Genomic DNA, 21,089 nt, shown 5'->3' on the forward strand with positions numbered 1-21,089 from the left:
CAAGAGCCACCGACTGCCCCGGTTGTTCGCACAATAGCCGGCCCGTCCGTTCCCGCCTCGCCGAGAACAGTGCAAGGTTCATGGCCGACAGACCCTGCCGGCCGCGAGCGCTATAGCGCGGAGGTAGCCCACTATAATGACTTAGCCGTCGAATCCGGCCTGGCGCGACGCTCTGCGTCGCAGCTACGCTTGGACCTGCTGGCCGCGCCATCCCTGCAGATGAAGGTGCTGCCGCTAATGCGAGACACCGCCCTTTCGTCCCGAACAGCGCTGATTGCCGCGCTGCGCCAAGGCCGGCCCGGCAACGAGGGCGAGAACCCAGCTCAACGGCCCCAGGGCGCATCCTCGCCGCGTCATCGCACTGACGTTGCCGACAATGGTTTCCCCCGCCGCGGCACGCGGCGTCATGCGGCGCCTGGGTGCTTCTCGGTCCCCTTGCGCACGAAGCTCGCGAAGGTGAAGGGGTATTCGTCGCCCTCGCCCGGCGGATGGTGCTCTGCGGCGACGCGCGCGAAGACGCCCTCCTCCCAGACCGGGAACAGCGCATCGCCCTCTGGGCTGGCATGGACGAAGGTCAGCTCCAGCCGGTCGGCCAGCGGCAGCGCCTGGGCATAGACCTCGCCACCACCGGCGATGATCACGGCCCGCGCGCCCGTCTCCGCCCCGATGCGCTGCGCCAGCGCCAGCGCCTCGGCGAGCGAGGCGGCGGTCTCGACGCCCTCGGCTGCGAACTCCGCGTCGCGCGTGAGGACGATGCTGCGCCGGCCCGGCAGCGGCTTGCCGATCGACAGGAAGGTCTTGCGCCCCATGATCATCGGGCAGCCCATGGTGATCTCGCGGAAGCGGCGCAGATCGGTGCGCAGCCGCCAGATCAGCTGGTTGTCGCGGCCGATCACGCCATTGTCGGCGATGGCGGCGACCAGCACGACGGGAAGCGTCGTCATCGGCTCACGCTCCCGCGGCGAGACGGCGCAGTGTCTCGCCGTCGACCCGCTTCACGGTCCACTCGCTCTGCGCCACGGCGCCGATCGCGCGATAGAACACGCGCGACGGCTCGTTCCAGTTCAGCACCCACCAGGCGAAGCGCGACAGGCCTTCCTCGACGCAACGTCGCGCCAGGCGCACCATCAGCGCCTTGCCGATGCCGCGGCCGCGCTGGCCGGGGCGGACATAGAGATCCTCGAGCCAGATGCCGTGCCGGCCGGTGAAGGTCGAATAGGTGTAGAACCACAAGGCGAAGCCGACCGGCTCGCCGTCCCATTCCGCGATATCGCAGAACACCTTCGGCTCCGGGGCGAACAGCGCCGCGGCGATGTCGGCCTCGCCGGCCTCGACCTCGTGCAGCAGCTTCTCGTACTCGGCCAGCTCGCGGACGAAGCCGAGCACGAGCCCGGCCTCGCCCGGCCGGACGGGTCGGATGGTCAGGCTCATATCGCGATCGGCGCCTTGATCGTCGGATGCGGCTCGTAGCCCTCGATCACCACGTCCTCGAAGCGGAAATCCTCGAGCCGCGTCACCGCCGGGTTGAGCGAGAGCCGCGGCAGCGCCCGCGGCGTCCGCGCGAGCTGCTCGCGCGTCTGATCGAGATGGTTGAGGTAGAGATGCGTGTCGCCGAAGGAGTGCACGAAGTCGCCGACACCGAGCCCCGTGACCTGCGCGACCATATGGGTCAGCAGCGCATAGCTCGCGATGTTGAACGGAACGCCGAGGAAGACGTCGGCCGAGCGCTGGTAGAGCTGGCAGGATAGCCGCCCCTCGACCACGAAGAACTGGAACAGGCAGTGGCAGGGCGCCAGCGCCATCTTCGGGATGTCGGCCGGGTTCCAGGCCGAGATCACCAGCCGGCGCGAATCCGGATTGCGGCGGATCTCGTCGACCAGCCAGGCGATCTGGTCGATGGTGCTGCCGTCCGGCGCCGGCCAGGAGCGCCATTGCCTACCGTAGACGGGGCCGAGATCGCCGTTCTCGTCGGCCCACTCATCCCAGATCGAGACGCCGTGCTCCTGCAGGTAGCGCACATTGGTGTCGCCGCGCAGGAACCAGATCAGCTCGTGGATGATCGACTTCAGGTGCAGCTTCTTGGTCGTCACCAGCGGGAAGCCCTCCCGCAGGTCGAAGCGCATCTGGTGGCCGAACAGCGCGAGCGTGCCCGTGCCGGTGCGGTCGTCCTTGCGGACGCCTTCGTCGAGCACGCGCTGGAGCAGGGCCTGATACTGGTGCATGGCGATTCCCGGAAAGCAGCGGGGCACCTTATCCGCCTTCCCCGTCCGCGCGTAGCCCGCAGCCTGCAGCCATCCACGGTGTCGCGGGCGGAACCGGTCGCGGCGGCGCGACGTTGGGACAGCGAGCCCAGACCGTGCCAATCCGCTTTCAGGAGGCCAAGCCGCCATGTCCAGACGCCATCTCGCCCCCGCGCTCGCCCTCGCCTTCTCCATGGCCGCCGGCAGCGCCATTGCCCAGACGCAGACAGCGCCCGACGCCGCGATCAGCCTCGACGAGGCGCGCCGCATCGCCACCCAGAACGGCCTCGTCCGCGTCGAGAAGATCGAGCTCGACGATGGCGTCTGGGAGGTGAAGGGCCGCGACAATGTCGGCGCCGAGATCGAGATCGAGCTGCGCGCCGACAATGGCAACATCATCAAGATCGAGCGCGACCGCCCGGTGACCGCCGGCACCCCGCCGCGCTCCTGATCGCGGTCCGCGATCACGCGATCGCGATCGGATGTGACGCTTCTGAGCCGGCGCAGCAGTTGCAATGCGCCGCGCCAGGGGCGATCTCGGCGGGGAATGACGAGGCACCCCTTCGCGGCCTGCCTCGCGCCCCGACGAGGCTTTCCCATGACCAGATCCGCCATGCTGGCCGCGCTGCCGGCCCTACTCCTCATCGCCGCGGTTCCGGCCGCGCCGGCCTTGGCCAGCGGCGCGCCGCGCGCAGAGATCGGCATCTCCGCCTTGCCGCAGCGTCCGGCGGCCCCCGTGATCAGCGAGGATGTCGCGCGCACCATCGCGTTCGAGCACGGCATGGTCCATGTCGAGGAGATCGCGCTGATCGACGGCCGCTGGGAGCTCGGCGGGCGTGACCGCGCCGGCATGGAGCTGGTGCTCGACCTCTGCGGGCTCGACGGCGCCGTGATCCCCTGACTGTCCCAGGGACGGCGCCTGCCGGCGGTCTGCCCCCTCACCCGGCCGCGCTGCTGAGACTAGCGCGGATTTGTCCGATGGATTTCGCGGGCAGATTTCGCGGGAATGATGCGCGCGGCATCTTCCCCTCCGGAACGGACCACCCTATATTCGTCGTGCCGTCCGCAAGGCCGGCTATGGCGATAAACGAGCGTCGAAATAAGCCTTTCGGACCCGGGGGCGGTACCCGGCGCCTCCACCTCAACCCATCGACGCCTGGCGCGGCGATGGGCTGGGGCGGGGGCGAAATAGGATCGACGAGGGTGTAAAGGTCGTTCTTTTGCTCGGCATGGTTCCACCGTTATCGGGCCTAACGCATAGTTGCCAACGACAACAATGCTCGGGTCGCCGTCGCCGCGTAAGCGGTGCTGGTTCCCAAACCAAAGCCCTTGCGTTTAGCCGCGTAAGGCGGGGCTCGGAGGCGCCTGGCAACAGAAGCCTCCACTTTCTCCAGCTCGCTTTTCATCTCCGGCCGACGCCGCCCGCCCATCGCCGCTCTTGCAGCCGCCTTGGCGGACGACTGTCGCAGTTTCGTATGAGAAGCGATCTAAACTAATAGAAATGATCAGGTTTTTGGCTTCGGCCGCTTTCGCCGGAGCCCGACCTGATCTAAAGGAGCGGAAACGGAACCCCGACGCGATGACCAAGGACATTCTCCGCTACGACCTCATGGTGCAGGACGCGCTGAAGGGCGTCGTGCGCAAGATTCTGGCCGAGGCGGGCCGCGACGGGCTTCCGGGCGACCACCATTTCTACATCACCTTCCGGACCGGCGCGCCGGGCGTGCGCGTCTCGCAGCGCCTGCGCGACAAGCATCCTGACGAGATGACGATCGTCCTCCAGCACCAGTTCTGGGACCTGAACGTCAGCGAGCATGCCTTCGAAGTCGGCCTGTCTTTCTCGGGCGTGCCCGAGCGGCTGCTGATCCCCTATGACGCCGTCACCACCTTCTTCGATCCATCCGTGCAGTTCGGGCTGAAGTTCGAGACGCAGGAGGCCGCCGCCGAGGCGGCGCCGGCCGAACCGGCCGCCGCCGGCAAGGCACCGCGCGGCGCCGGCTCCGAGCCCGGCATCGCCCCTGCCGCGCCGCTCGCCCTGCCGACCGCCCGCGCCCGTCCCGACGACGCCGCGGCCGAGGAGAAGGGCGAGGCCGAGGCCACCGCCGGCGGCGAGGAGGGCGGCGCGCAGGTCGTCAGCCTCGACGCCTTCAGAAAGAAGACCTGACCGCGAAGCGAGTATCGGCCGCCATGACCGCCAGCCCCGGATTCCGCAGCGAGACTGATTCCTTCGGTCCGATCGACGTCCCCGCCGACCGCTACTGGGCGGCGCAGACCCAGCGATCCCTCGAGAATTTCCGGATCGGCGGCCCGTCGGAGCGCCTGCCGCTGCCGCTGGTCCACGCGCTGGTCATGGTCAAGAAGGCCGCCGCCACGGTGAACGCCCGGCTCGGCCTGCTCGACGCGACCGTCGAGAAGGCGATCGTCCAGGCGGCCGACGAGGCGCTGGCCGGCAAGTTCGACGATCACTTTCCGCTCGTCGTCTGGCAGACCGGCTCCGGCACCCAGTCGAACATGAACGTCAACGAGGTGCTGGCCAACCGCGCCAACGAGATCCTCGGTGCCGGCCTCGGCAAGAAGAGCCCGGTCCATCCGAACGATCACGTCAACAAGGGCCAGTCCTCCAACGACAGCTTCCCGACCGCGATCCACATCGCCGCGGCGCTGGCCGTCGGACGCGAGCTCCTGCCGGCGCTCGGCCGCCTCAAGGGCGCGCTGGCGGCCAAGGCGGAGGCCTTCGCCGACCTGGTCAAGATCGGCCGCACCCATCTGCAGGACGCGACCCCGGTCACGCTCGGCCAGGAGTTCTCCGGCTATGTCGCGCAGATCGAGCTCGGCATGGCCCGAATCGAGCAGACCCTGCCCGGCCTGCTCGCCCTGGCGCAGGGCGGCACCGCCGTCGGCACCGGGCTCAACGCCCATCCCGATTTCGCCAGGGCCTTCTCCGCCGAGGTCGCGGCGCTGACCGGCCTGCCCTTCCGCACCGCCGACAACCTTTTCGAGGCGCTCGCCAGCCATGGCGCCGTCACCTACAGCCACGGCGCGCTCACCGCGCTGGCGATGGACCTGTTCAAGATCGCCAACGACATCCGCCTGATGGGCTCCGGCCCGCGCTCGGGTCTCGGCGAGATCAGCCTGCCGGAGAACGAGCCCGGCTCCTCGATCATGCCCGGCAAGGTCAACCCGACCCAGGCCGAGGCGCTGACCATGGTCGCCACCCGCGTGCACGGCAACCAGGCCACGATCGGCTTCGCCGCCAGCCAGGGCCATTTCGAGCTCAACGTCTTCAAGCCGGTGATCGCGCAGGCCTTCCTGCAATCGGCCAGGCTCCTGGCCGACGCGGCCGACAGCTTCCGCACCAATTGCGTCGAGGGCATCGAGCCCAATCGCGAGCGCCTGGCCGAGTTGCTGTCGCGCTCGCTGATGCTGGTGACCGCGCTCGCGCCCGCCATCGGCTACGACAAGGCCGCCGGCATCGCCAAGGCGGCGCATCACAACGGCACCACCCTGCGCGAGGAAGCGCTGAAGGCGGGGGTCGACGCCGATCTGTTCGACCGGACAGTAGTCCCCGAGACCATGCTCGGCCCGGCCTGAGAATGGCGGAGATCGTCAACCTGCGCCGGGCCCGGAAGGCCCGCGACCGCGCCGCGGCCGAGGCGCAGGCCGCCGAAAACCGGATCGCCTTCGGCCGCACCAAGGCGGAGCGCAAGCTGACGGAGGCCGAGGCGAAGCTGGAGGCCGCCCGCCTCGACGGCCATCGCCTCGGGCGCCCGGACGGGGACGAGGCGTGAGCGGGCAGCGCAAGCGCTCGCTCTCCATCGCCGGCCACCGCACCAGCATCTCGCTTGAGGAACCGTTCTGGGAGGCGCTCAGGCGCATCGCCACGGCGCGCGAGATTTCGGTGGCGGCCCTCGTCGCCGAGACCGATCTCGGCCGCGGCGACACCAATCTCTCCTCGGCGCTGCGCCTGCTCGTGCTGGCGCATTATCGCGCCCTCGCCGGCGAGACGGATGCCGGCTGACGACGCCGCTCAGCCGCCCGGCGAAGAATGCGGCGCGGGCTGCGGCACCGGCACGATCTGCAAGGGCGGCGGCAGCGCCTGCGGCTCGAGCGGCGCGACCGGGCGCGCGCTCTCGCCGAAGCTGCGCGGCGCGCCGGGCAGGACCAGCGGCCCGCTCTGTCCATCCGGCCTCAGGCTGTTGCGGCGCGCGCGCTCCTCGGCCTCGGCCCGGCGACGCTGCTCCTCCACTCTCCGGACTTCTTCCTGCCGCCTCGCTTCCTCCTGCCGGCGCGCGGCCTCAGCCTTGCGGGCTTCCTCGGCGCGCCGGGCTTCCTCCGCCAGGCGCTCCTCCTCGGCCTTGCGCGCTTCGGCCTGCCGCCGTTCCTCCTCCGCCTTGAGGAACTCCTGCAGCTTGCGCTCGTTCTCGCGCATCTCGCGCTCGGCCCGCAGCCTGCGGACGAAATAGGCACGCTCGCGCTGGTCGGCCTCGAAAGCCTCGACGCGGGCGATCTCGCGGGCGAGCGCCCGCGCCGCCACGAGATTGGCGAGCGCCCCGACATCGGTTTCGCGCACAGGCGCCGCCAGCGGCCCGCGCCAGGTGACACCGACGCGCGGCAGTTGCTCGGGCCACCCCTTGGGCGGGGCGCCGAGCGGGCGCAGCGACAGCCGCAGATCGAGCGTCAGCGCCCGCCAGTCGACCAGGCCCGAGGCCTCGGCCTGGAGGCCAGCGCGTTCCAGCGTCACCGGCGACAGGCGCAGCACGCCGCCGGCCTGGGTGAAGGGCACGCTCACCGCGCCCAGCGGCCAGGCCGCCGCCGCCAGCGCCGCCTCGACCCGGCCGCGCAGCCGCGCCGTCTCACTCTCCGAGGCATCCTCGCCCGTCTCGGCGACGACCCGCGACAGCGCCTGCGGGTCGAAGCGGCTCAGCGCGGCGTCGGCCAGCGTCAGCGTGCCGGCACCGCCGAGCCCGGCGACAAGCCGGGCCGGGCTCTCGCCGGAACCGCCGCCCTCGAACCGGCCCGAGAGCCGCCCGGTCAGCGCTCCGTCCGACAGCTGCGCGAGGTCGAGCCCCGCGACCGCGAGCTGCCCCGACAGCTGCGCCAGCCCGCCATCGCGACGGGCCGCGATGCGGCCGCTCGCCGTCCCGCCGGCGATGCGGCCGGCGATCTTCTCCAGCGCCAGCCCGTCCGCCCCGGCCGCCAGCCTGAGGCTGGCATCGGCGAGCGCCTGCATCGGCGTCAGCACGAGCTTTTCGGCGGCGAGGTCGAGCGCAATCTCCCCGAGCGGGGCTGCGGCCTCGAAGCGCGAGGGCGACCAGGCGCTGCCCGCGACCGGCTTCGCCTCGCCGAGCGCCGCGCCCAGCAGCGCCGGCAGCGACAGTCCCGGCAAGACCAGCCTGCCGCCGATGCGGCCGCCGGCATCGAGCGTCAGCTGGCCGCGGGCGGTGGCGCCGGCGAGGTTCACCACGAGGTCGTCGAGCCGGCGCGTCTCGCCCAGGTCGAGCCGGGCATGGCCGTCGAGCGGGCCGTCCGGCAGGAGCCGCGCCAGCCCTTCCGGCAGCAGCCGGCGCGCGGAATCGGCCTGCAGCGTCAATTGCGTCGCGCCCGCCGGCGCACGGTCGAGGATCATTGCCAGCCCCTCGCCGCTCAGGGAACCAGCGGCTCCACCTTGCGAAAAGCTGACGGTGGCCTGCGCCGGCCCGCCACTGGCGGGCTGCGGCAGGTCGAGGGCCGCGAAGATGCGCCGCCTGTCGTCGAGGCTCCAGGCGAGATCGCCGGTGTGCCAATCGCCCTTGGCGTCGAGGCGGCCGTTGAGCCGGAAACCGCCGGCCTTCGCCTTGCCCTCGGCCGCGAGACGCGTCTGGCCATCGGCCTCGCGGGCGAGGCGGAAAGCCGCGTCGAGACCGGCGAGCCCGTCGCCGAGGCGCGGCAGCGCGCTGCGGATCGCCTCCGGCAAGGCGGGCCCCGCCAGCGCCGCGAGCGGTGCGACGGAAGGCGCGCGCACGCGGCCCGAAATGTCGCCGCCGCCCGGCAGCAGCGCCCCCTCGCCCTCGACGCGCACGCCGCCGAAGCCCTCGACCAGCAGCCGGTTCAGGCGCCATTGCGAACCCTCGCGCCATAGCGCCAGCCGCGCCGATCCGGGGGGCACGCCGCGATGGCGCAGGCCCGCCAGCGTCAGGTCGAGCGCGAGATCGCGCGTGCCGGCGAGCCCGCTCAGCGTCTCGCCCGGCGGCAATTCGGCGAGATCGAGCCCGTCGACCCGCAGGCGCGCCTCCAGCCGCCGCGGCGTGATCGTCGCCTCGCCTGCCAGCGTCTGGGCCGAACCGGTACGGGCGGAGAGCTCGGTGATGGCGAGACGCTCGCCGCTCCAGTCCAGCACCGCGCCGCCGTCGAGGCTCTGCAAGGCGGCGAAACTGTCGGCCAGCACCTGGTCGACGCCGAGCCGTGCCAGGGCCAGCGCGGCACGGCGCGCTTCCGGCGCTGCGATCGTGACGCGCCCATGCACGCGCGCCGCCTCCGCGCCGGCATCGGCGATGGCTATACGGGTGTTGGCGAGGCGGAGGCTGGCGTGGGCCGCGTCGAGTCCCTCGGGGCCGAGCCGGCCGCGCAAATCGAGATCGGAAAGATCCTCGCCGCGCCAGGCGATCTGGTCGAGCGCCAGAGCGAGGTCGATCGGCCCCGGCAGCGCGGCAAGCGCCTGCGCGAAGCCCGGTCGCTGGGCCAGCGCCTCGGCGAGCGCGTCGGCGTCGAGGCGGCGCGCCTTCAGGTCGAGCGCCCCAGTGCCGTCACGCAGCGCCAGCCAGCCCTCGCCTTCGAGGCGGGCGGCCCCACCGGCGATCTCGACCGCAAGCCCCGACAAGGCGAGGCGGCGATGATCGCCCGCGACCCGGCCCGAGAGTGAGACCGCGCCGCCCGGCGCCGCGGTGAAGGCGCCGTCGAGGCCCGGACGCAGCCCATCACCTTCCAGCGCCAGCGTCAGCGCCCCGTCGAAACCGAGCTGCAATTGCTCGCCGGTCAGCGAGGCCTTGCTGCGCAGCCGGCCACCGGGCTCGATCTCGCCGGTGGCGATCCGCAGAGAGGCACCCGCGACCTCGCCCTCGATCCGCCAGGGACCGGCGAGCGCCGTCGCCGCGACATCGACGGAGACCGGCGCCAGGACCTGGGCGGGCTGGCCGGGCGCGTCGCGCCAGACCAGCGCCGAGCGGCGGATGCGCAACCGATCGATGCCGGTGCCGGCCGGCAGGGAGGGGCCAGTGCGCGGCGGCAGCACGACCCCGCCGGCAGCGTCGCCGACCAGCGACAAGGCGAGCCCGTCGAGTTCGGCCTCGGTGAAGCGGAATTCGCCGCGCGCCAGCGCGGTCAGGGCGAGTTCGACGCGCAGCCGCTCGATCGCAGCCGAGCTTGCCTGCCCGTCCGCCGGGCCGAGCCGGACCTCGCCGAGCGTCAGCCGCGGCGAGGGCAGCAGCCGCAGGCCGATCTCGCCGGCGATCCTGGTCTCGACGCCGAGCGCCGCCGCGATGCGCCGCTCGAAATCCGCGCGGTATGAGCGCCAGTCGACGAACCCCGGCCCGACCAGCGCCGCGAGCAGTGCGACGACCAGCAACCCGGCCAGGAAGGTCAGGAACTCACGCACGGGCTCGCATCGGTCCTTCTCGCTCGCATCACCACCCCGCCTCGCTCGGATTGCGGGATGGCGACGCCGGTCGGGCGGAGGCTGGGCCGCCCCCGCTCGTCATGGGCTCAGTCGACGAAGATCTTGCCGGGGTTGAGGATGTTCTTCGGGTCGAGCGAGCGCTTCAGCAGGCGCATCACGGCGAGCGCCGGCGCGCCGTGCTCGGCCTCAAGATACTTGCCCTTCTTCTGGCCGACCCCGTGCTCGCCGGTGCAGGTGCCCTCCATCGCCAGCGCCCGCTTGACGAGGCGGTCGATGAAAGCCTGGCAGCGGGCCATCTCGTCGGCATCGTTGAGGTCGACCAGCGGCTGGGTGTGGAAGTTGCCGTCGCCGACATGGCCGGCGATCGGCGCAATCAGCCCCATCTCCTCGATGTCGCGCTTGGTCTCCTCGACGCAGTCGGCGAGGCGCGAGATCGGCACGCAGACATCGGTCGCCACCGATTCGAAGCCGGGACGCAGCGCGCGCGCCGCCCAGTAGGCGTCGTGGCGGGCCTGCCAGAGCTTGGTGCGGTCCTCGGCCCTGGTCGCCCAGTCGAACGGGCCGCCGCCGAACTCCATAGCGATCTCGCCGAAGCGCTCCGCCTGCTCCTTCACGCCCTCCTCCGAGCCGTGGAACTCGACGAAGAGCATCGTCGTCTCCGGCAGGTCGAGCTTGGAATGCAGGTTGACGCCGCGGATCATCACGTCGTCGAGCAGTTCGATGCGCGCCACCGGCAGGCCGGACTGGATGGTGATGATCGTCGCATCGCAGGCCGCCTTCACCGACGGGAACGGGCAGACGCCGGCCGAGATCGCCTCGGGAATGCCGTGCAGCTTGACCGTCACCTCGGTGATGATGCCGAGCGTGCCTTCCGAGCCGACCAGCAGGCGCGTCAGGTCGTAGCCGGCCGAGGTCTTGCGGGCACGGTTGGCCGTCTTGACGATCGAGCCGTCGGCCATCACCGCGGTCAGCGCGATGACATTGTCCTTCATCGTGCCGTAGCGCACCGCATTGGTGCCGGAGGCCCGCGTCGCCGCCATGCCGCCGATGGAGGCGTCGGCGCCCGGATCGATCGGGAAGAACAGGCCCTGGTCGCGCAGATGCTCGTTCAGCTCCTTGCGGGTGACGCCAGCCTCGACCACGCAGTCGAGGTCCTCGGCATGCACGGCGACCACGCGCTTCATCTGGGACATGTCGATGCAGACGCCGCCGAAGGGCGCGTTGACATGGCCTTCCAGCGAGGTGCCGGTGCCGTAGGCGATCACCGGCACGCCATGGGCGGCGCACAGGGTGACGATCTCCGAGACCTCCTGCGTGCTCTGCGGGAACACCACCGCATCCGGCGGCTGGTTTGGAATCCAGGTCAACGTATGGCCATGCTGCTGGCGTACGGCGAGGCTGGTGACCAGGCGGTTGCCGAATCGCGCGGCCAGCGCGCCGGTCACGGCAGTGATCGCCTCGCCCGAGGGCGGCAGCTGTGCAGAGGAAGCAAGGGGGGCCTGAGCCATGGCGACGGAGGAACTCATTGTCATACCTTGAAAGAATGCCCTAATCTGGAACTCTTCGGCTTTCGCTGACGGTTCAGGCGCTGTTGTCCCGCGCGGCGGCCGGCACTGCAAGTGCCAAGCTGCGCATCCGGCAAGGAGCACCGCGCAGGACCGGGAGAGCCGAGCGCGAAAGGAGGTGAGCGATGAACGACGAGATCCGCACCAATGTCCTGTTCTTCGCGCCTTTCGTCTCCTCGACGATGCGCGTCGAATCCGGCTGGATCGACTATAACGGCCACCTCAACATGGCCTATTACCACGTGCTCTTCGACCGGGCGGTCGAGGAGGTGTTCTCGCTGGTCGGCCTCAGCCAGGACTATGTCGAGATGCGCAACGCCTCGGTCTTCGCGGCCGAGTGCCACATTCTCTACAAGCGCGAGCTGACCGAGAGCGACCGCGTGCGCATCACCGCGCAGCTGATCGCCTTCGACGAGAAGCGGCTGCACTATTATCTCGAGATGCGCCACGCGACCGAGGGCTGGCTGGCGGCGACCTCCGAGAACCTTTCGCTGCACGTCGACATGTCGACGCGCAAGGTCACGCCGTTCCCGCCGGACATCCTGGCCAATCTCGCGCTGATGAAGGCGGCCCATGGGCGCATGCCGCTGCCGGCGACCATCGGGCGGATCATCGGCATGCCGCGCCAGCGCGCGATCAGCGTCGAGGACGTGCACGACGAGCCCGAGGTCGCGACCCGTCACTGATCGCCGGGCCGCCCCTCACCCACTAAGGCGCCTGCAGCCGTGGCGCGCAGGGCCGTGCCGCCGACCGCATAGCCGCCATGGAGCTGGCGGGTCGTGGCGATCATTCCGGCTGCGCCGGCGACCCGCGCCAGTTCAGCCGGCAGGTCCAGGCGCGGCATGACGTGGAACATTGCGAGCCAGCGGTTGAGCAGCGCGCGCAGCGGCGCCGGCAATCCCCCCTGCCCCCCGAAATCGACCACATGCAGCGCGCCGCCCACCGCGGTGACGCGCATCGCCTGCGCCAGCGCTGCGCGCCAGGGCGGGATCATCGACAGCGCATAGGAGATCGCGACCCGGTCGAAGGCCGCGACGCCGAACAGCGCCTGCGGATCGAAAGCGACCGCATCGCCTTGCGCCAGCGTGATGCGCTGCGCCAGCCCCGCCGCCTCGACCTCGGCGCGCGCGGTGCGCAGCATCTCGCGCGACAGGTCGATGCCGTAGCAGCGCGCCTGCGGATAGCGCCTGGCGATCAGGATGAGATTGCGCCCCGTGCCGCAGCCGATCTCCAGCACGCTGCCGCCGGCGGGCGGCCGCAGGTCGGCGATCAGCCCGTCGCGGCCGAGCAGGTAGAACTTGCGGGTCGCGTCGTAGATATGGCGCTGCCAGCCATAAATCCTGTCCATCAGCCCGGCGGCGTCGGTCTCGGGCGCGCCAGCGGCGCTCACCGCCCGTCCCCGCCCAGCCGGTAGAGATGGAAGGCGCCGTAGATCGAGGAGCGATCGCGCGCGCCGAGCGCCCGGCTGCTCGCCTCGTCATAGTGCCATTGCGACAGGATCGCCTCCGGCACCCGCCCCGGCAGCAGCCGCTCGTCGGCGGCGGTACGGAAGATCACGCGCGCGCCCGGCGCGGCGCTGCGGGTGATCTGCGTCCATAGCGCCGTGAGATCGGCATCGTTCATCCAGTCCTGCGCGTCGAGCAGCACGAAGCCGTGGCAGCTCTCCGCCGGCTGGCGTTCGAGGAAGGCGGTGATCGCGCTCTGGTGATAGGCGACGCGGCCGGCACGCGCGCGCACCGTCTCGAAATGCTGCGCTTCCAGATAGGGCGGCACCGCGGCGTCCGGACCCGGCCCGTAGCCGCGGCCGAAGGCCTGCCAGGCGAAATAGTTGGTCTTGAGGTCGAAGCCGCAGGCCAGGCGTTCGAGCCGGTTGCGCAGAACCGGCAGGATGCCGTCGGCATCGTCGGCGGCGAGCGCCTTGTACTGCGCCGGCGGGATGCCGAGCCCGTAGAGCGAAGCCGGCTGGCGAACCAGCCAGCGCACCAGAGCCTTGTCGAACACCGGCGCGAGATGCCGGTCGAACAGGACGCGCTGCTCCGCCAGCGTGCGCGCCTCGAGCAGCGCACGGGGATCGCAGCCGAGGCGCCGCGCCAGAAAATGCCCGGCGCCGATGAAGCGGCCGAGCAGGCCGTAGCGGTAGAAATTGCGCGCGAAGACCGCGATGCGCCGCCGTCCGGCGAGGCTGCGGCTCTCCCAGTAGGCGCGCGAGACCGGGTCGAGGTCCGGCGCGACCAGCCGGTCGTAGAGCGCCACATTGTCAGGCGATTGCGCCTCACCGAAGAAGCGGCGGAACACGGCATGGTCGTCGATGCGCCGCAGCGCCGCGAGCTTGAGCCGGCCGAGTGCGATATGGGCGCCGTTGAGATCGACCGCGCTGATCCGCGCCGGATTGGCGGTGAGATAGGACAGCACGTTGCAGGAGCCCGAGGCGATCGCCACGATGTGGTCGTCGGGCCGGATCTCCAGCGCCGCCATGTCGACGACCGGATCTTCCCAGATCTGCGGGTAGACAAGACCGGAGAAGGCCAGGGTGAACAGGCGCTCCAGCAGCCCGGCCCGCGACAGCGGCGTGCTGCGATGGACCGCGTCGTTGAGGCCCAGGCTGGTCGTGCGCTTCACCGCGCGGATCGTCTGCGTCACAAAGCCCTCGATGGCACCCATTGCGATGGTGGGGCCGACTAGAGGACGCGCATGACGGCGCGGTGACGCTACACCCCTGCTGCAATCGGGCGCGGGCTTCCCCATATTGGGCGCAACCGACCACCCGCAGTCCGCGAGAGAGGAGAACCGCATGGGCCTGATGGACATGTTCGGCCGGCAGGGCGCGCCGGCGCGCGAATTCCCCTTCCAGCTCACCGAGGCGCAATGGCGCGAGCGGCTGACGCCGGAGCAGTACCAGGTGCTGCGCGGGCACGGCACCGAGCGACCCGGCTCCTGCGCGCTCAATTTCGAGAAGCGCCCCGGCATCTTCTCCTGCGCCGGCTGCGGCCAGGAGCTGTTCAGGTCCCACAAGAAGTTCGAGAGCGGCACCGGCTGGCCGAGCTTCGACCAGCCGCTCGAGGGCGCGGTGGAGACCAGCGAGGACTTCAGCCACGGCATGCACCGCGTCGAGGTGCATTGCGCCAATTGCGGCGGCCATCTCGGCCACGTCTTCCCGGACGGCCCGCCGCCCACCGGCTTGCGCTACTGCATCAACGGCGTGGCGATGGATTTCGCTCCGGACGGCGCGGAAGGCTGAGCCGGACGGATTTGCCCTGATGGCGATCCGCACCATCGGACCTGCGCCCCTAATCGGCGCCGGTCCATGGACGCGGCCCGAGCGCGCAAATCCTCTTCAGCGAACCCGGCCTGTTCAGCGGCTACTTCCTCGGCAGCCCGTCGCTCTGGCACGACAAGCGCGACGCGGCCGCGAATGCCCGAAGCTGGCCCTGGAATCGGTCGTCCTCAGCGACGAGGACCATCTCACCGTCGCGCCGCGCGGCTTCACCCAGGGCTTGCGATATCTCCTGCCGGCGCGGTGACGAGACGAGCTTCCTGACCACCTGCTCGCCACCGCGGAAAACCGTCTGCGGCGGCGAGCAATCCAGGCGGCCTGTCCCTATATTGACCGTGAACGAATCACGATCACGCAGCGCGCCCGAAGCCAGAGCCAGTGTCAGACCACGCCACGCCCGCCCCCCTGCCCCGTCCCGGCGGCCTCGCCGCGCGCGCCGCCGCGCAGCCGGCTGCCGGCTATCTGCAGGGCCTCAATCCCGAGCAGCGCCAGGCGGTCGAGGCGACCGACGGCCCCGTGCTGGTGCTCGCCGGCGCCGGCACCGGCAAGACCCGCGTCCTGACCACCCGCATCGCGCATCTGATCGCCACCAGCCGCGCCTATCCCTCGCAGATCCTCGCCGTGACGTTCACCAACAAGGCGGCGCGCGAGATGAAGGAGCGCGTCGCCCATCTGGTCGGCCCGGCGGCCGAGGGCATGCCCTGGCTCGGCACCTTCCACTCGATCTCGGCCAAGATCCTGCGCCGCCATGCCGAGATGGTCGACCTGCGCTCGGACTTCACCATCCTCGACACCGACGACCAGATTCGCCTGATGAAGCAGGTGATCCAGGCCGAGGGCATCGACGAGAAGCGCTGGCCCGGCCGCATGCTGGCGGGCTTCATCGACAGCTGGAAGAATCGCGGGCTCGGCCCGAAGGACGTGCCGCCCGGCGAGGCCTCGGTCTTCGCCAACGGCAAGGGCGGCAAGCTCTATGCCGCCTATCAGGAGCGGCTGAAGGCGCTGAACGCCGTCGATTTCGGCGACCTCCTGCTGCACTGCCTGACGCTGTTCCGCGACAATCCCGATCTGCTCGCCAGCTATCACGACCGCTTCCGCTACATCCTGGTCGACGAGTACCAGGACACCAACGTCGCCCAGTATCTCTGGCTGCGGCTGCTGGCGCAGGGCCGGCGCAACATCGCCTGCGTCGGCGACGACGACCAGTCGATCTATGGCTGGCGCGGCGCCGAGGTCGACAACATCCTGCGCTTCGAGCAGGACTTTCCCGGCGCGACCGTGGTGCGGCTGGAGCGCAACTACCGCTCGACGGGCCATATCCTCGCCACCGCCTCGCGGCTGATCGCACGCAATGAGGGCCGCCTAGGCAAGACGCTGCGCACCGAGGACGAGGCCGGCGAGAAGGTCACCATCACCGGCGCCTGGGACAGCCAGGAGGAAGCCCGCCTGATCTCGGACGAGATCGAGGCGATGCAGAGCAAGGGCGAGAACCTCGCCGAGGTCGCCATCCTCGTGCGCGTCTCGGCGCAGATGCGCGAGATCGAGGAACGCTTCGTCCATGTCGGCGTGCCCTATCGCGTCATCGGCGGCCCGCGCTTCTACGAGCGCGCCGAGATCCGCGACGCGCTGGCCTATCTGCGCTGCGTCGTCTCCGCGACCGACGACCTCGCCTTCGAGCGCATCGTCAACGTGCCAAAGCGCGGCCTCGGCGACGCCACCGTGCAGTTGCTGCACAACCATGCCCGCGCCACCGGCCTGTCGCTGCTGCAATCGGCCCGCGCCGTGGTCGAGACCGAGGAGCTCAAGCCGAAGGCGCGCACCTCGCTGCGCGAGCTGGTCGAGGCCTTCGCCCGCTGGAGCGGCCGCGCCGAGGGCATGCAGCAGGGCGAGCTCGCCGAGCTCGTGCTGGAGGAGAGCGGCTATACCGAGATGTGGCAGAAGGACCGCTCGGCCGACGCCGCCGGCCGCCTCGAAAACCTCAAGGAGCTGGTGCGCTCGCTCGACGAGTTCCCGGACCTGCCGGCCTTCCTCGAGCACGTCTCGCTGGTGATGGACGCAGACAGCGGCGATGGCGGCGCCCGCGTCTCGATCATGACCCTGCACGCGGCAAAGGGGCTGGAGTTCGACACCGTCTTCCTGCCCGGCTGGGAGGAAGGCCTCTTCCCCAACCAGCGCGCGCTCGACGAGAACGGCCGCGCCGGGCTGGAGGAGGAGCGCCGCCTCGCCCATGTCGGCCTCACCCGCGCCCGCAAGCGCCTCAAGCTCTTCTTCGCCTCGAACCGCCGCATCCATGGCCTCTGGCAGTCGAGCCTGCCCTCGCGCTTCATCGACGAGTTGCCGGAGGATCATGTCGAGGTGGTGCAGGCGCCCTCAACCTACAGCCAGGGCGGCTACGGCGCCTCGCGCTTCGAGCGCATGGAGAGCTTCGGCTCCTCCTATCAGACGCCGGGCTGGCAGCGCGCCCAGGAGAACCGCGCGCGGGCGGCCGGCAACGGCTTCTCGGAGGGCGGTCAGCGCGGCTTCGGCGCCTCGCGCCAGCGCGGGCCGATGCTGATCGAGGGCGAGCTGACCGCGAAATCGACCGGGAGCTCGGCCTACGCGCCGGGCGCCCGCGTCTTCCACATCAAGTTCGGCCCCGGGTCCGTCGCCAGCGTCGAGGGCAACAAGCTGACGGTCGATTTCGACAAGGCCGGCCGCAAGATGGTGCTCGACAGCTTCGTGGAGAAGACGGGGTAGATCGAGGCCCGTTAAACTGCGACGGCGCCTCGCGCCGCTCGCGTCCATCACCCCCCTGCCTCCTCGACGCAAACCCCGTCATGACATCTGCTCCGTCCCTCAGCTCACAGACCTCGCCCCCGCGCCGTTCACCGCAGCGGGACACCGCCTCGCTCGCCGGTCGCGTCGGGATCGTCACGGGCGCCGGCCGCGGGCTCGGAGCGGCACTGGCGATCTCGCTGGCGGATGCCGGCTGCCGGCCGATCCTGTGCGGCCGGAGCGAGGCCGCCCTGGCCGGCACACAAGCGGCCATCCGGGACCGCACCGGCCTCGAAGCGCCGCTCGTGCCGCTGGACCTCGCCGATGCGAACAGCATCACGGCAGCGGAGCGCCGGATCGCCGGCCTGAAGGACGACATCGACATCCTGATTAACAACGGCGCGATGTGGCTGGAGAACCGCACCTCTCCCTACACGCCGCAGGAGGTGCTAGGCGTGGTCAACGCGGCCGTTTCGGGGACATTCCTGCTGACGCAGGCACTCCTGCCCGCGCTGCGGCGCTCGCCCTGTCCGGACATCGTCACCATCGGCTCGATCAGCAGCCTTCCCAACGCGGCCCTGCAGAGCGTTTCCGTGCCGTTCTACGCTGCCAAGCAGGCTCAGGCAGCGCTGGCCGACGGCTTCCGCCAGATCCTTGCCGGCACGCCGGTACGGTCGATGCTGGTGCACCCGCCCTATCTCGACGATGCGCTGCCTGGCGAACCGGCGTGGGATGAGAGTCCGCAGCGCGCAAAGGGCCGCCGCGCCAGCACGCGAGACGTGGTCGACGCCGTGCTGTTCTCGCTCACCCGGCCGCGGCACCTGAGCGTCACGATCACGCTCGACACCGACGACGGCGGGCGGTTTCCGTCGCCGGCAGACGGCTGAGAGCTTCGGCAGCCACGGTGGTGCTCGACCAAACCGCGGTCGCGTGCCCCCTGCTCACGTCGACAAGATCGCGCTGATTCCGGCTCCGCGGATCAGCCTTCAGCCCGCGGCGGAATAGCCGCTCCCGAGCAAAGGCCCGTTCACGCCGCCTGCGTGACCTCGTCCAGCACCACCCGGTCCCGGCCTCGGCGCTTGGCTTCGTAGAGCTGCCGGTCAGCCTCGATCACCAGTTGCTCGAGCGTCTGGCCGGGATGCGACAGCCGCCCGCCGATGCTGACCGCGAGCGAAACGCTCTGGCCCGAAGGCGTCGGCACGCTGCAGGCGGCGACCGCCTGCCGCAATGCCTCGGCGATCGCGTTCGCTTCCGCGGCCGTGGCGCCCTGGAGATAGGCGGCGAACTCCTCCCCGCCGATCCGCCCGCAGAAGTCACCCTCCGGCAGCGCCAGCTTGATGGCGGCCGCGAGCGCGATCAGCGCGGCATCGCCGGTCGGATGGCCGAACCGATCGTTGATGTCCTTGAAATGGTCGGCGTCGATGACCAGCAAGGCCCCGCCGCGGCCGCGGGCGAGCGCCCGCGAAAGCTCGGCGAAGAAGCCCTCGCGATTCAAAAGCCCGGTCATCCCGTCATGGCGTGCCCTGACGGCGAGTTCCTGGTTGCGAGCCCGCAACTCCTCATGGGCCCGGCCGAGCGCTTGATGCAGCCGGCCGATCTCCTGATGCGCCCGCTTGAGGCGCTCGTGCTGCCAGAACTGGTAGGCGCTCGCCGGCCAGGCGATCAGCAGCGGGCAGAGCACGATCATCAGCCAGGCATTGCCGTCCACGATCCCGCCGAGCGCCGGGACGATCGTCACGGCGAGCAGGAGCGAGGCGGCGATGGACAGGACCGTCGTGATCGTCGCCTTCGCGACGACGCGACCCAGGCTGGCATACATGGGGCCTGCCTCGCACGAATTGCTGAACGAGCCGTTTCCGGAGCTGGCGCCGGCGGCATGACAAGACGGCCGCGCCCTGCTAAGCCGCGCCCATGCGCGAAGGCCTGCTCCCCGCGACGGTGACCACCGTCCTCGAACTCTCGACCAGCGGCGACAAGGCGCGCGCGCTGACCGAACTGCTCGGCGAGGTCTTCGACCCGTCCGAGACCGCCGTCTCGGCCTTCGAGGTCGAGACCGGCGTGACCACGCTGTCGCTGAACGCGCCCTGGAAGGTCGAGGTCTATTTCGCCCATCACCCCGACGAGGAGGCCGTGCGCGACATGCTGCGGCCGATCGTCGGCGAGATGGTCGACGAGACGCCCTTCACCACCGTCAACCAGCGTGACTGGGTGGCGACCAGCCTCGACGGGCTCAAGCCCGTGCGCGCCGGCCGCGTCCTGGTCCATGGCGCGCATGACCGCGACGCCATCCGCCCGAACGACATCGCCATCGAGATCGAGGCGGCATTGGCCTTCGGCACCGGCCATCACGGCACAACCGCCGGCTGCCTGCTGGCGCTCGACGCCGAGCTGAAGCGCCGCCGCCCGCGCCACGCCATCGATGTCGGCACCGGCACGGGCATCCTGGCGCTGGCGCTCGCCAAGCAGATCAAACGCCGGGTCGTCGCCGGCGACATCGACGCCGTCGCGGTCGAGGTCGCGGCGCGCAACGCCCGCCTCAACCACGCCCCGCATGCGCTCGATCTCTATGTCGGCCCGGGCCTGCGCCACGCCAAGGCCGACCGGACGCGCCGTTTCGACCTCGTCGTCGCCAACATTCTCGCCGGCCCGCTGCGCAAGCTCGCCCCCGACATTGCGCGCGTGCTCTCCGCCGACGGCACGCTGATCCTGTCGGGCCTGCTGGAGATGGACGTTCCCGGCGTGATCTCGGCCTATCGCCATCAGGGCCTGGCCCTGGCGCAACGCAGCGCGCGCGAGGGCTGGGCGACGCTGGTCATGAAAAGGGGCGGCGCGGCCCCCAGGCCTCGCCGCCCCGCCTGGGCGTAGCTCTGCGGCGGCGCGCTCGGGCGCCGGCCGATCAGAACTGGCTGTAGCGGTCTTCGGCCTGCGCCTGCATGCTGCGGGCGTCGTGCCAGACATCGGCGATGAACTTCACGGCATCGGCGATCCGCTCATAGGCGTGCTTGATGATGGCGATCATGATCGGGCTCCTTGTCGGTGCGTGCCCGGCCTCGGCGGCCGGCAGCGACGGAATTCAGCGGTTGAACGGCAGCTCGGCGTCGTTGGTCAGAGCGGTCTGCGGAAACCCGCCGAGGACCAGCTCGGTCTCGCGCGCCAGATAGGAATGCGAGCGCAGTTCGCGCAGCGCGGTCTGGCGGCGGCTCTCGATCAGCGCGGCATAGAAGCGCTGCCAGAAGCCGGGGCGGTTCGTCTTGACGGTCTTCTGGGCGGCCCGCTCGGCGGACGGCACAACGTCGGTATGGCTCAGAACATAGGTCATGGGGTCTATCTCCTCAGAAAACGAAGGACAGTCCCGGTCGCTTCCTCGTCGTCTTATGCAGTGAAGATGGGCCCACTTCGCACTTGCGAGAAGATACGTTCGCATATGCACAACATGCGTCCTGCGCATGGCGCAGGTGAAATGCCGTTAATGATTGCGTCAAAAGCATAGCGGATCGGCAAGCGGCCCAATTTCGCGCCACCACCCATCCCGTGTTCCGACCGGTGAAAACCGCGATTTCCACTGGCGTTTCCGCACCCGAGCGGCAAGCATGACGCCCTCGCCG

The 21,089-nt window shown here is 70.5% G+C and carries 21 protein-coding genes and 1 other RNA gene; 12 read left to right on the forward strand and 10 right to left on the reverse strand.

Annotation, left to right across the window (positions count from 1 at the left end; genetic code table 11):
• Positions 1-404 precede the first annotated feature (404 nt).
• From ABE438_RS01430 to ABE438_RS01440, 3 genes are read right to left on the reverse strand one after another with little or no spacing between them, the layout of a single operon-like run.
• Positions 405-944, reverse strand: coding sequence for a dihydrofolate reductase (locus ABE438_RS01430; RefSeq protein ID WP_346500489.1), 540 nt, complete (start codon positions 942-944; stop codon positions 405-407).
• 4 nt (positions 945-948) lie between these two features.
• Entirely contained in the window at positions 949-1,431 is a 483-nt protein-coding gene (locus tag ABE438_RS01435) for a GNAT family N-acetyltransferase (RefSeq protein WP_346500491.1), read from the reverse strand.
• Positions 1,428-2,222, reverse strand: coding sequence for a thymidylate synthase (locus tag ABE438_RS01440; RefSeq protein WP_346500493.1), 795 nt, complete (start codon positions 2,220-2,222; stop codon positions 1,428-1,430). Before ABE438_RS01440 ends, ABE438_RS01435 begins: the two co-directional genes overlap by 4 nt.
• Before the next feature lie 166 nt (positions 2,223-2,388).
• On the opposite strand from ABE438_RS01440, the gene ABE438_RS01445 reads away from it, so the two are divergent.
• From ABE438_RS01445 to ABE438_RS01475, 7 genes are all read left to right on the forward strand, one after another.
• A complete protein-coding gene (locus tag ABE438_RS01445; RefSeq protein ID WP_346500494.1) occupies positions 2,389-2,691 on the forward strand; it encodes a PepSY domain-containing protein in 303 nt (100 codons plus the stop codon).
• Between the two features lie 147 nt (positions 2,692-2,838).
• Positions 2,839-3,141, forward strand: coding sequence for a hypothetical protein (locus tag ABE438_RS01450; protein ID WP_346500496.1), 303 nt, complete (start codon positions 2,839-2,841; stop codon positions 3,139-3,141).
• A gap of 118 nt (positions 3,142-3,259) precedes the next feature.
• Positions 3,260-3,626: a transfer-messenger RNA gene (gene ssrA, locus ABE438_RS01455) on the forward strand.
• 193 nt (positions 3,627-3,819) lie between these two features.
• A complete protein-coding gene (locus tag ABE438_RS01460; protein ID WP_346500498.1) occupies positions 3,820-4,404 on the forward strand; it encodes an SspB family protein in 585 nt (194 codons plus the stop codon).
• 23 nt (positions 4,405-4,427) lie between these two features.
• Positions 4,428-5,831, forward strand: a complete 1,404-nt coding sequence (gene fumC, locus ABE438_RS01465; protein WP_346500500.1) for a class II fumarate hydratase — start codon at positions 4,428-4,430, stop codon at positions 5,829-5,831.
• 2 nt (positions 5,832-5,833) lie between these two features.
• A complete protein-coding gene (locus ABE438_RS01470; protein WP_346500501.1) occupies positions 5,834-6,028 on the forward strand; it encodes a DUF4169 family protein in 195 nt (64 codons plus the stop codon).
• Positions 6,025-6,258 carry a ribbon-helix-helix domain-containing protein gene (locus ABE438_RS01475; protein ID WP_346500503.1) on the forward strand — a complete coding sequence of 78 codons (234 nt, stop codon included), beginning with the start codon at positions 6,025-6,027 and terminating at the stop codon, positions 6,256-6,258. The genes ABE438_RS01470 and ABE438_RS01475 overlap by 4 nt, the downstream gene beginning before the upstream one ends.
• A 9-nt stretch (positions 6,259-6,267) precedes the next feature.
• Here ABE438_RS01475 and ABE438_RS01480 read toward each other — a convergent pair whose 3' ends face one another.
• Complete coding sequence (locus tag ABE438_RS01480; protein ID WP_346500505.1) at positions 6,268-9,870, reverse strand: AsmA family protein; 3,603 nt, start codon at positions 9,868-9,870, stop codon at positions 6,268-6,270.
• Between the two features lie 107 nt (positions 9,871-9,977).
• Positions 9,978-11,399: an FAD-binding oxidoreductase gene (locus tag ABE438_RS01485; protein WP_346500507.1), complete on the reverse strand. Its 1,422-nt coding sequence runs from the start codon at positions 11,397-11,399 to the stop codon at positions 9,978-9,980.
• Positions 11,400-11,581: 182 nt separating this feature from the next.
• On the opposite strand from ABE438_RS01485, the gene ABE438_RS01490 reads away from it, so the two are divergent.
• Positions 11,582-12,142, forward strand: a complete 561-nt coding sequence (locus ABE438_RS01490) for a thioesterase family protein (protein WP_346500508.1) — start codon at positions 11,582-11,584, stop codon at positions 12,140-12,142.
• Here the strand turns inward: ABE438_RS01490 and ABE438_RS01495 are convergent.
• Both ABE438_RS01495 and ABE438_RS01500 read right to left on the reverse strand, forming a co-directional pair.
• Positions 12,136-12,846 carry a class I SAM-dependent methyltransferase gene (locus ABE438_RS01495; protein ID WP_346500510.1) on the reverse strand — a complete coding sequence of 237 codons (711 nt, stop codon included), beginning with the start codon at positions 12,844-12,846 and terminating at the stop codon, positions 12,136-12,138. The genes ABE438_RS01490 and ABE438_RS01495 overlap by 7 nt on opposite strands.
• Complete coding sequence (locus ABE438_RS01500; protein ID WP_346500512.1) at positions 12,843-14,096, reverse strand: BtaA family protein; 1,254 nt, start codon at positions 14,094-14,096, stop codon at positions 12,843-12,845. Before ABE438_RS01500 ends, ABE438_RS01495 begins: the two co-directional genes overlap by 4 nt.
• A gap of 160 nt (positions 14,097-14,256) precedes the next feature.
• On the opposite strand from ABE438_RS01500, the gene msrB reads away from it, so the two are divergent.
• The 3 genes from msrB (at position 14,257) to ABE438_RS01515 (ending at position 18,371) form a co-directional block, all read left to right on the forward strand.
• The gene (gene msrB, locus ABE438_RS01505; protein WP_346501023.1) at positions 14,257-14,694 is read left to right on the forward strand and encodes a peptide-methionine (R)-S-oxide reductase MsrB; all 438 of its coding nucleotides are present in this window, start codon (positions 14,257-14,259) and stop codon (positions 14,692-14,694) included.
• 414 nt (positions 14,695-15,108) lie between these two features.
• Positions 15,109-17,466, forward strand: a complete 2,358-nt coding sequence (locus ABE438_RS01510) for a UvrD-helicase domain-containing protein (protein WP_465248531.1) — start codon at positions 15,109-15,111, stop codon at positions 17,464-17,466.
• An 80-nt stretch (positions 17,467-17,546) separates the two neighbouring features.
• A complete protein-coding gene (locus tag ABE438_RS01515; protein ID WP_346500514.1) occupies positions 17,547-18,371 on the forward strand; it encodes an SDR family NAD(P)-dependent oxidoreductase in 825 nt (274 codons plus the stop codon).
• 140 nt (positions 18,372-18,511) lie between these two features.
• Here ABE438_RS01515 and ABE438_RS01520 read toward each other — a convergent pair whose 3' ends face one another.
• Positions 18,512-19,303 carry a GGDEF domain-containing protein gene (locus ABE438_RS01520; RefSeq protein ID WP_346500516.1) on the reverse strand — a complete coding sequence of 264 codons (792 nt, stop codon included), beginning with the start codon at positions 19,301-19,303 and terminating at the stop codon, positions 18,512-18,514.
• Positions 19,304-19,395: 92 nt separating this feature from the next.
• Between ABE438_RS01520 and ABE438_RS01525 the strand changes: the two genes are divergently transcribed.
• On the forward strand, positions 19,396-20,349 hold the full coding sequence (locus ABE438_RS01525) for a 50S ribosomal protein L11 methyltransferase (protein ID WP_346500518.1): 954 nt from the start codon (positions 19,396-19,398) through the stop codon (positions 20,347-20,349).
• 31 nt (positions 20,350-20,380) lie between these two features.
• Here ABE438_RS01525 and ABE438_RS01530 read toward each other — a convergent pair whose 3' ends face one another.
• The gene (locus ABE438_RS01530) at positions 20,381-20,503 is read right to left on the reverse strand and encodes a hypothetical protein (protein ID WP_346500520.1); all 123 of its coding nucleotides are present in this window, start codon (positions 20,501-20,503) and stop codon (positions 20,381-20,383) included.
• A 54-nt stretch (positions 20,504-20,557) separates the two neighbouring features.
• Positions 20,558-20,803, reverse strand: coding sequence for a hypothetical protein (locus ABE438_RS01535; RefSeq protein WP_346500521.1), 246 nt, complete (start codon positions 20,801-20,803; stop codon positions 20,558-20,560).
• Between the last annotated feature and the right edge of the window lie 286 nt (positions 20,804-21,089).

It is taken from the genome of Allobosea sp. TWI1241 (genome assembly GCF_039673065.1).
In the GTDB taxonomy this organism is placed as follows: domain Bacteria; phylum Pseudomonadota; class Alphaproteobacteria; order Rhizobiales; family Beijerinckiaceae; genus Allobosea.

Excerpts from the sequence above, each read along its gene's own strand:
- ABE438_RS01430 (WP_346500489.1), bottom strand. The coding sequence starts at position 944 with ATGACGACGCTTCCCGTCGTGCTGGTCGCCGCCATCGCCGACAATGGC.
- ABE438_RS01435 (WP_346500491.1), bottom strand. The coding sequence starts at position 1,431 with ATGAGCCTGACCATCCGACCCGTCCGGCCGGGCGAGGCCGGGCTCGTG.
- ABE438_RS01440 (WP_346500493.1), bottom strand. The coding sequence starts at position 2,222 with ATGCACCAGTATCAGGCCCTGCTCCAGCGCGTGCTCGACGAAGGCGTC.
- ABE438_RS01445 (WP_346500494.1), top strand. The coding sequence starts at position 2,389 with ATGTCCAGACGCCATCTCGCCCCCGCGCTCGCCCTCGCCTTCTCCATG.
- ABE438_RS01450 (WP_346500496.1), top strand. The coding sequence starts at position 2,839 with ATGACCAGATCCGCCATGCTGGCCGCGCTGCCGGCCCTACTCCTCATC.
- ABE438_RS01460 (WP_346500498.1), top strand. The coding sequence starts at position 3,820 with ATGACCAAGGACATTCTCCGCTACGACCTCATGGTGCAGGACGCGCTG.
- fumC (WP_346500500.1), top strand. The coding sequence starts at position 4,428 with ATGACCGCCAGCCCCGGATTCCGCAGCGAGACTGATTCCTTCGGTCCG.
- ABE438_RS01470 (WP_346500501.1), top strand. The coding sequence starts at position 5,834 with ATGGCGGAGATCGTCAACCTGCGCCGGGCCCGGAAGGCCCGCGACCGC.
- ABE438_RS01485 (WP_346500507.1), bottom strand. The coding sequence starts at position 11,399 with ATGGCTCAGGCCCCCCTTGCTTCCTCTGCACAGCTGCCGCCCTCGGGC.
- ABE438_RS01490 (WP_346500508.1), top strand. The coding sequence starts at position 11,582 with ATGAACGACGAGATCCGCACCAATGTCCTGTTCTTCGCGCCTTTCGTC.
- msrB (WP_346501023.1), top strand. The coding sequence starts at position 14,257 with ATGGACATGTTCGGCCGGCAGGGCGCGCCGGCGCGCGAATTCCCCTTC.
- ABE438_RS01515 (WP_346500514.1), top strand. The coding sequence starts at position 17,547 with ATGACATCTGCTCCGTCCCTCAGCTCACAGACCTCGCCCCCGCGCCGT.
- ABE438_RS01520 (WP_346500516.1), bottom strand. The coding sequence starts at position 19,303 with ATGTATGCCAGCCTGGGTCGCGTCGTCGCGAAGGCGACGATCACGACG.
- ABE438_RS01525 (WP_346500518.1), top strand. The coding sequence starts at position 19,396 with ATGCGCGAAGGCCTGCTCCCCGCGACGGTGACCACCGTCCTCGAACTC.
- ABE438_RS01530 (WP_346500520.1), bottom strand. The coding sequence starts at position 20,503 with ATGATCGCCATCATCAAGCACGCCTATGAGCGGATCGCCGATGCCGTG.
- ABE438_RS01535 (WP_346500521.1), bottom strand. The coding sequence starts at position 20,803 with ATGACCTATGTTCTGAGCCATACCGACGTTGTGCCGTCCGCCGAGCGG.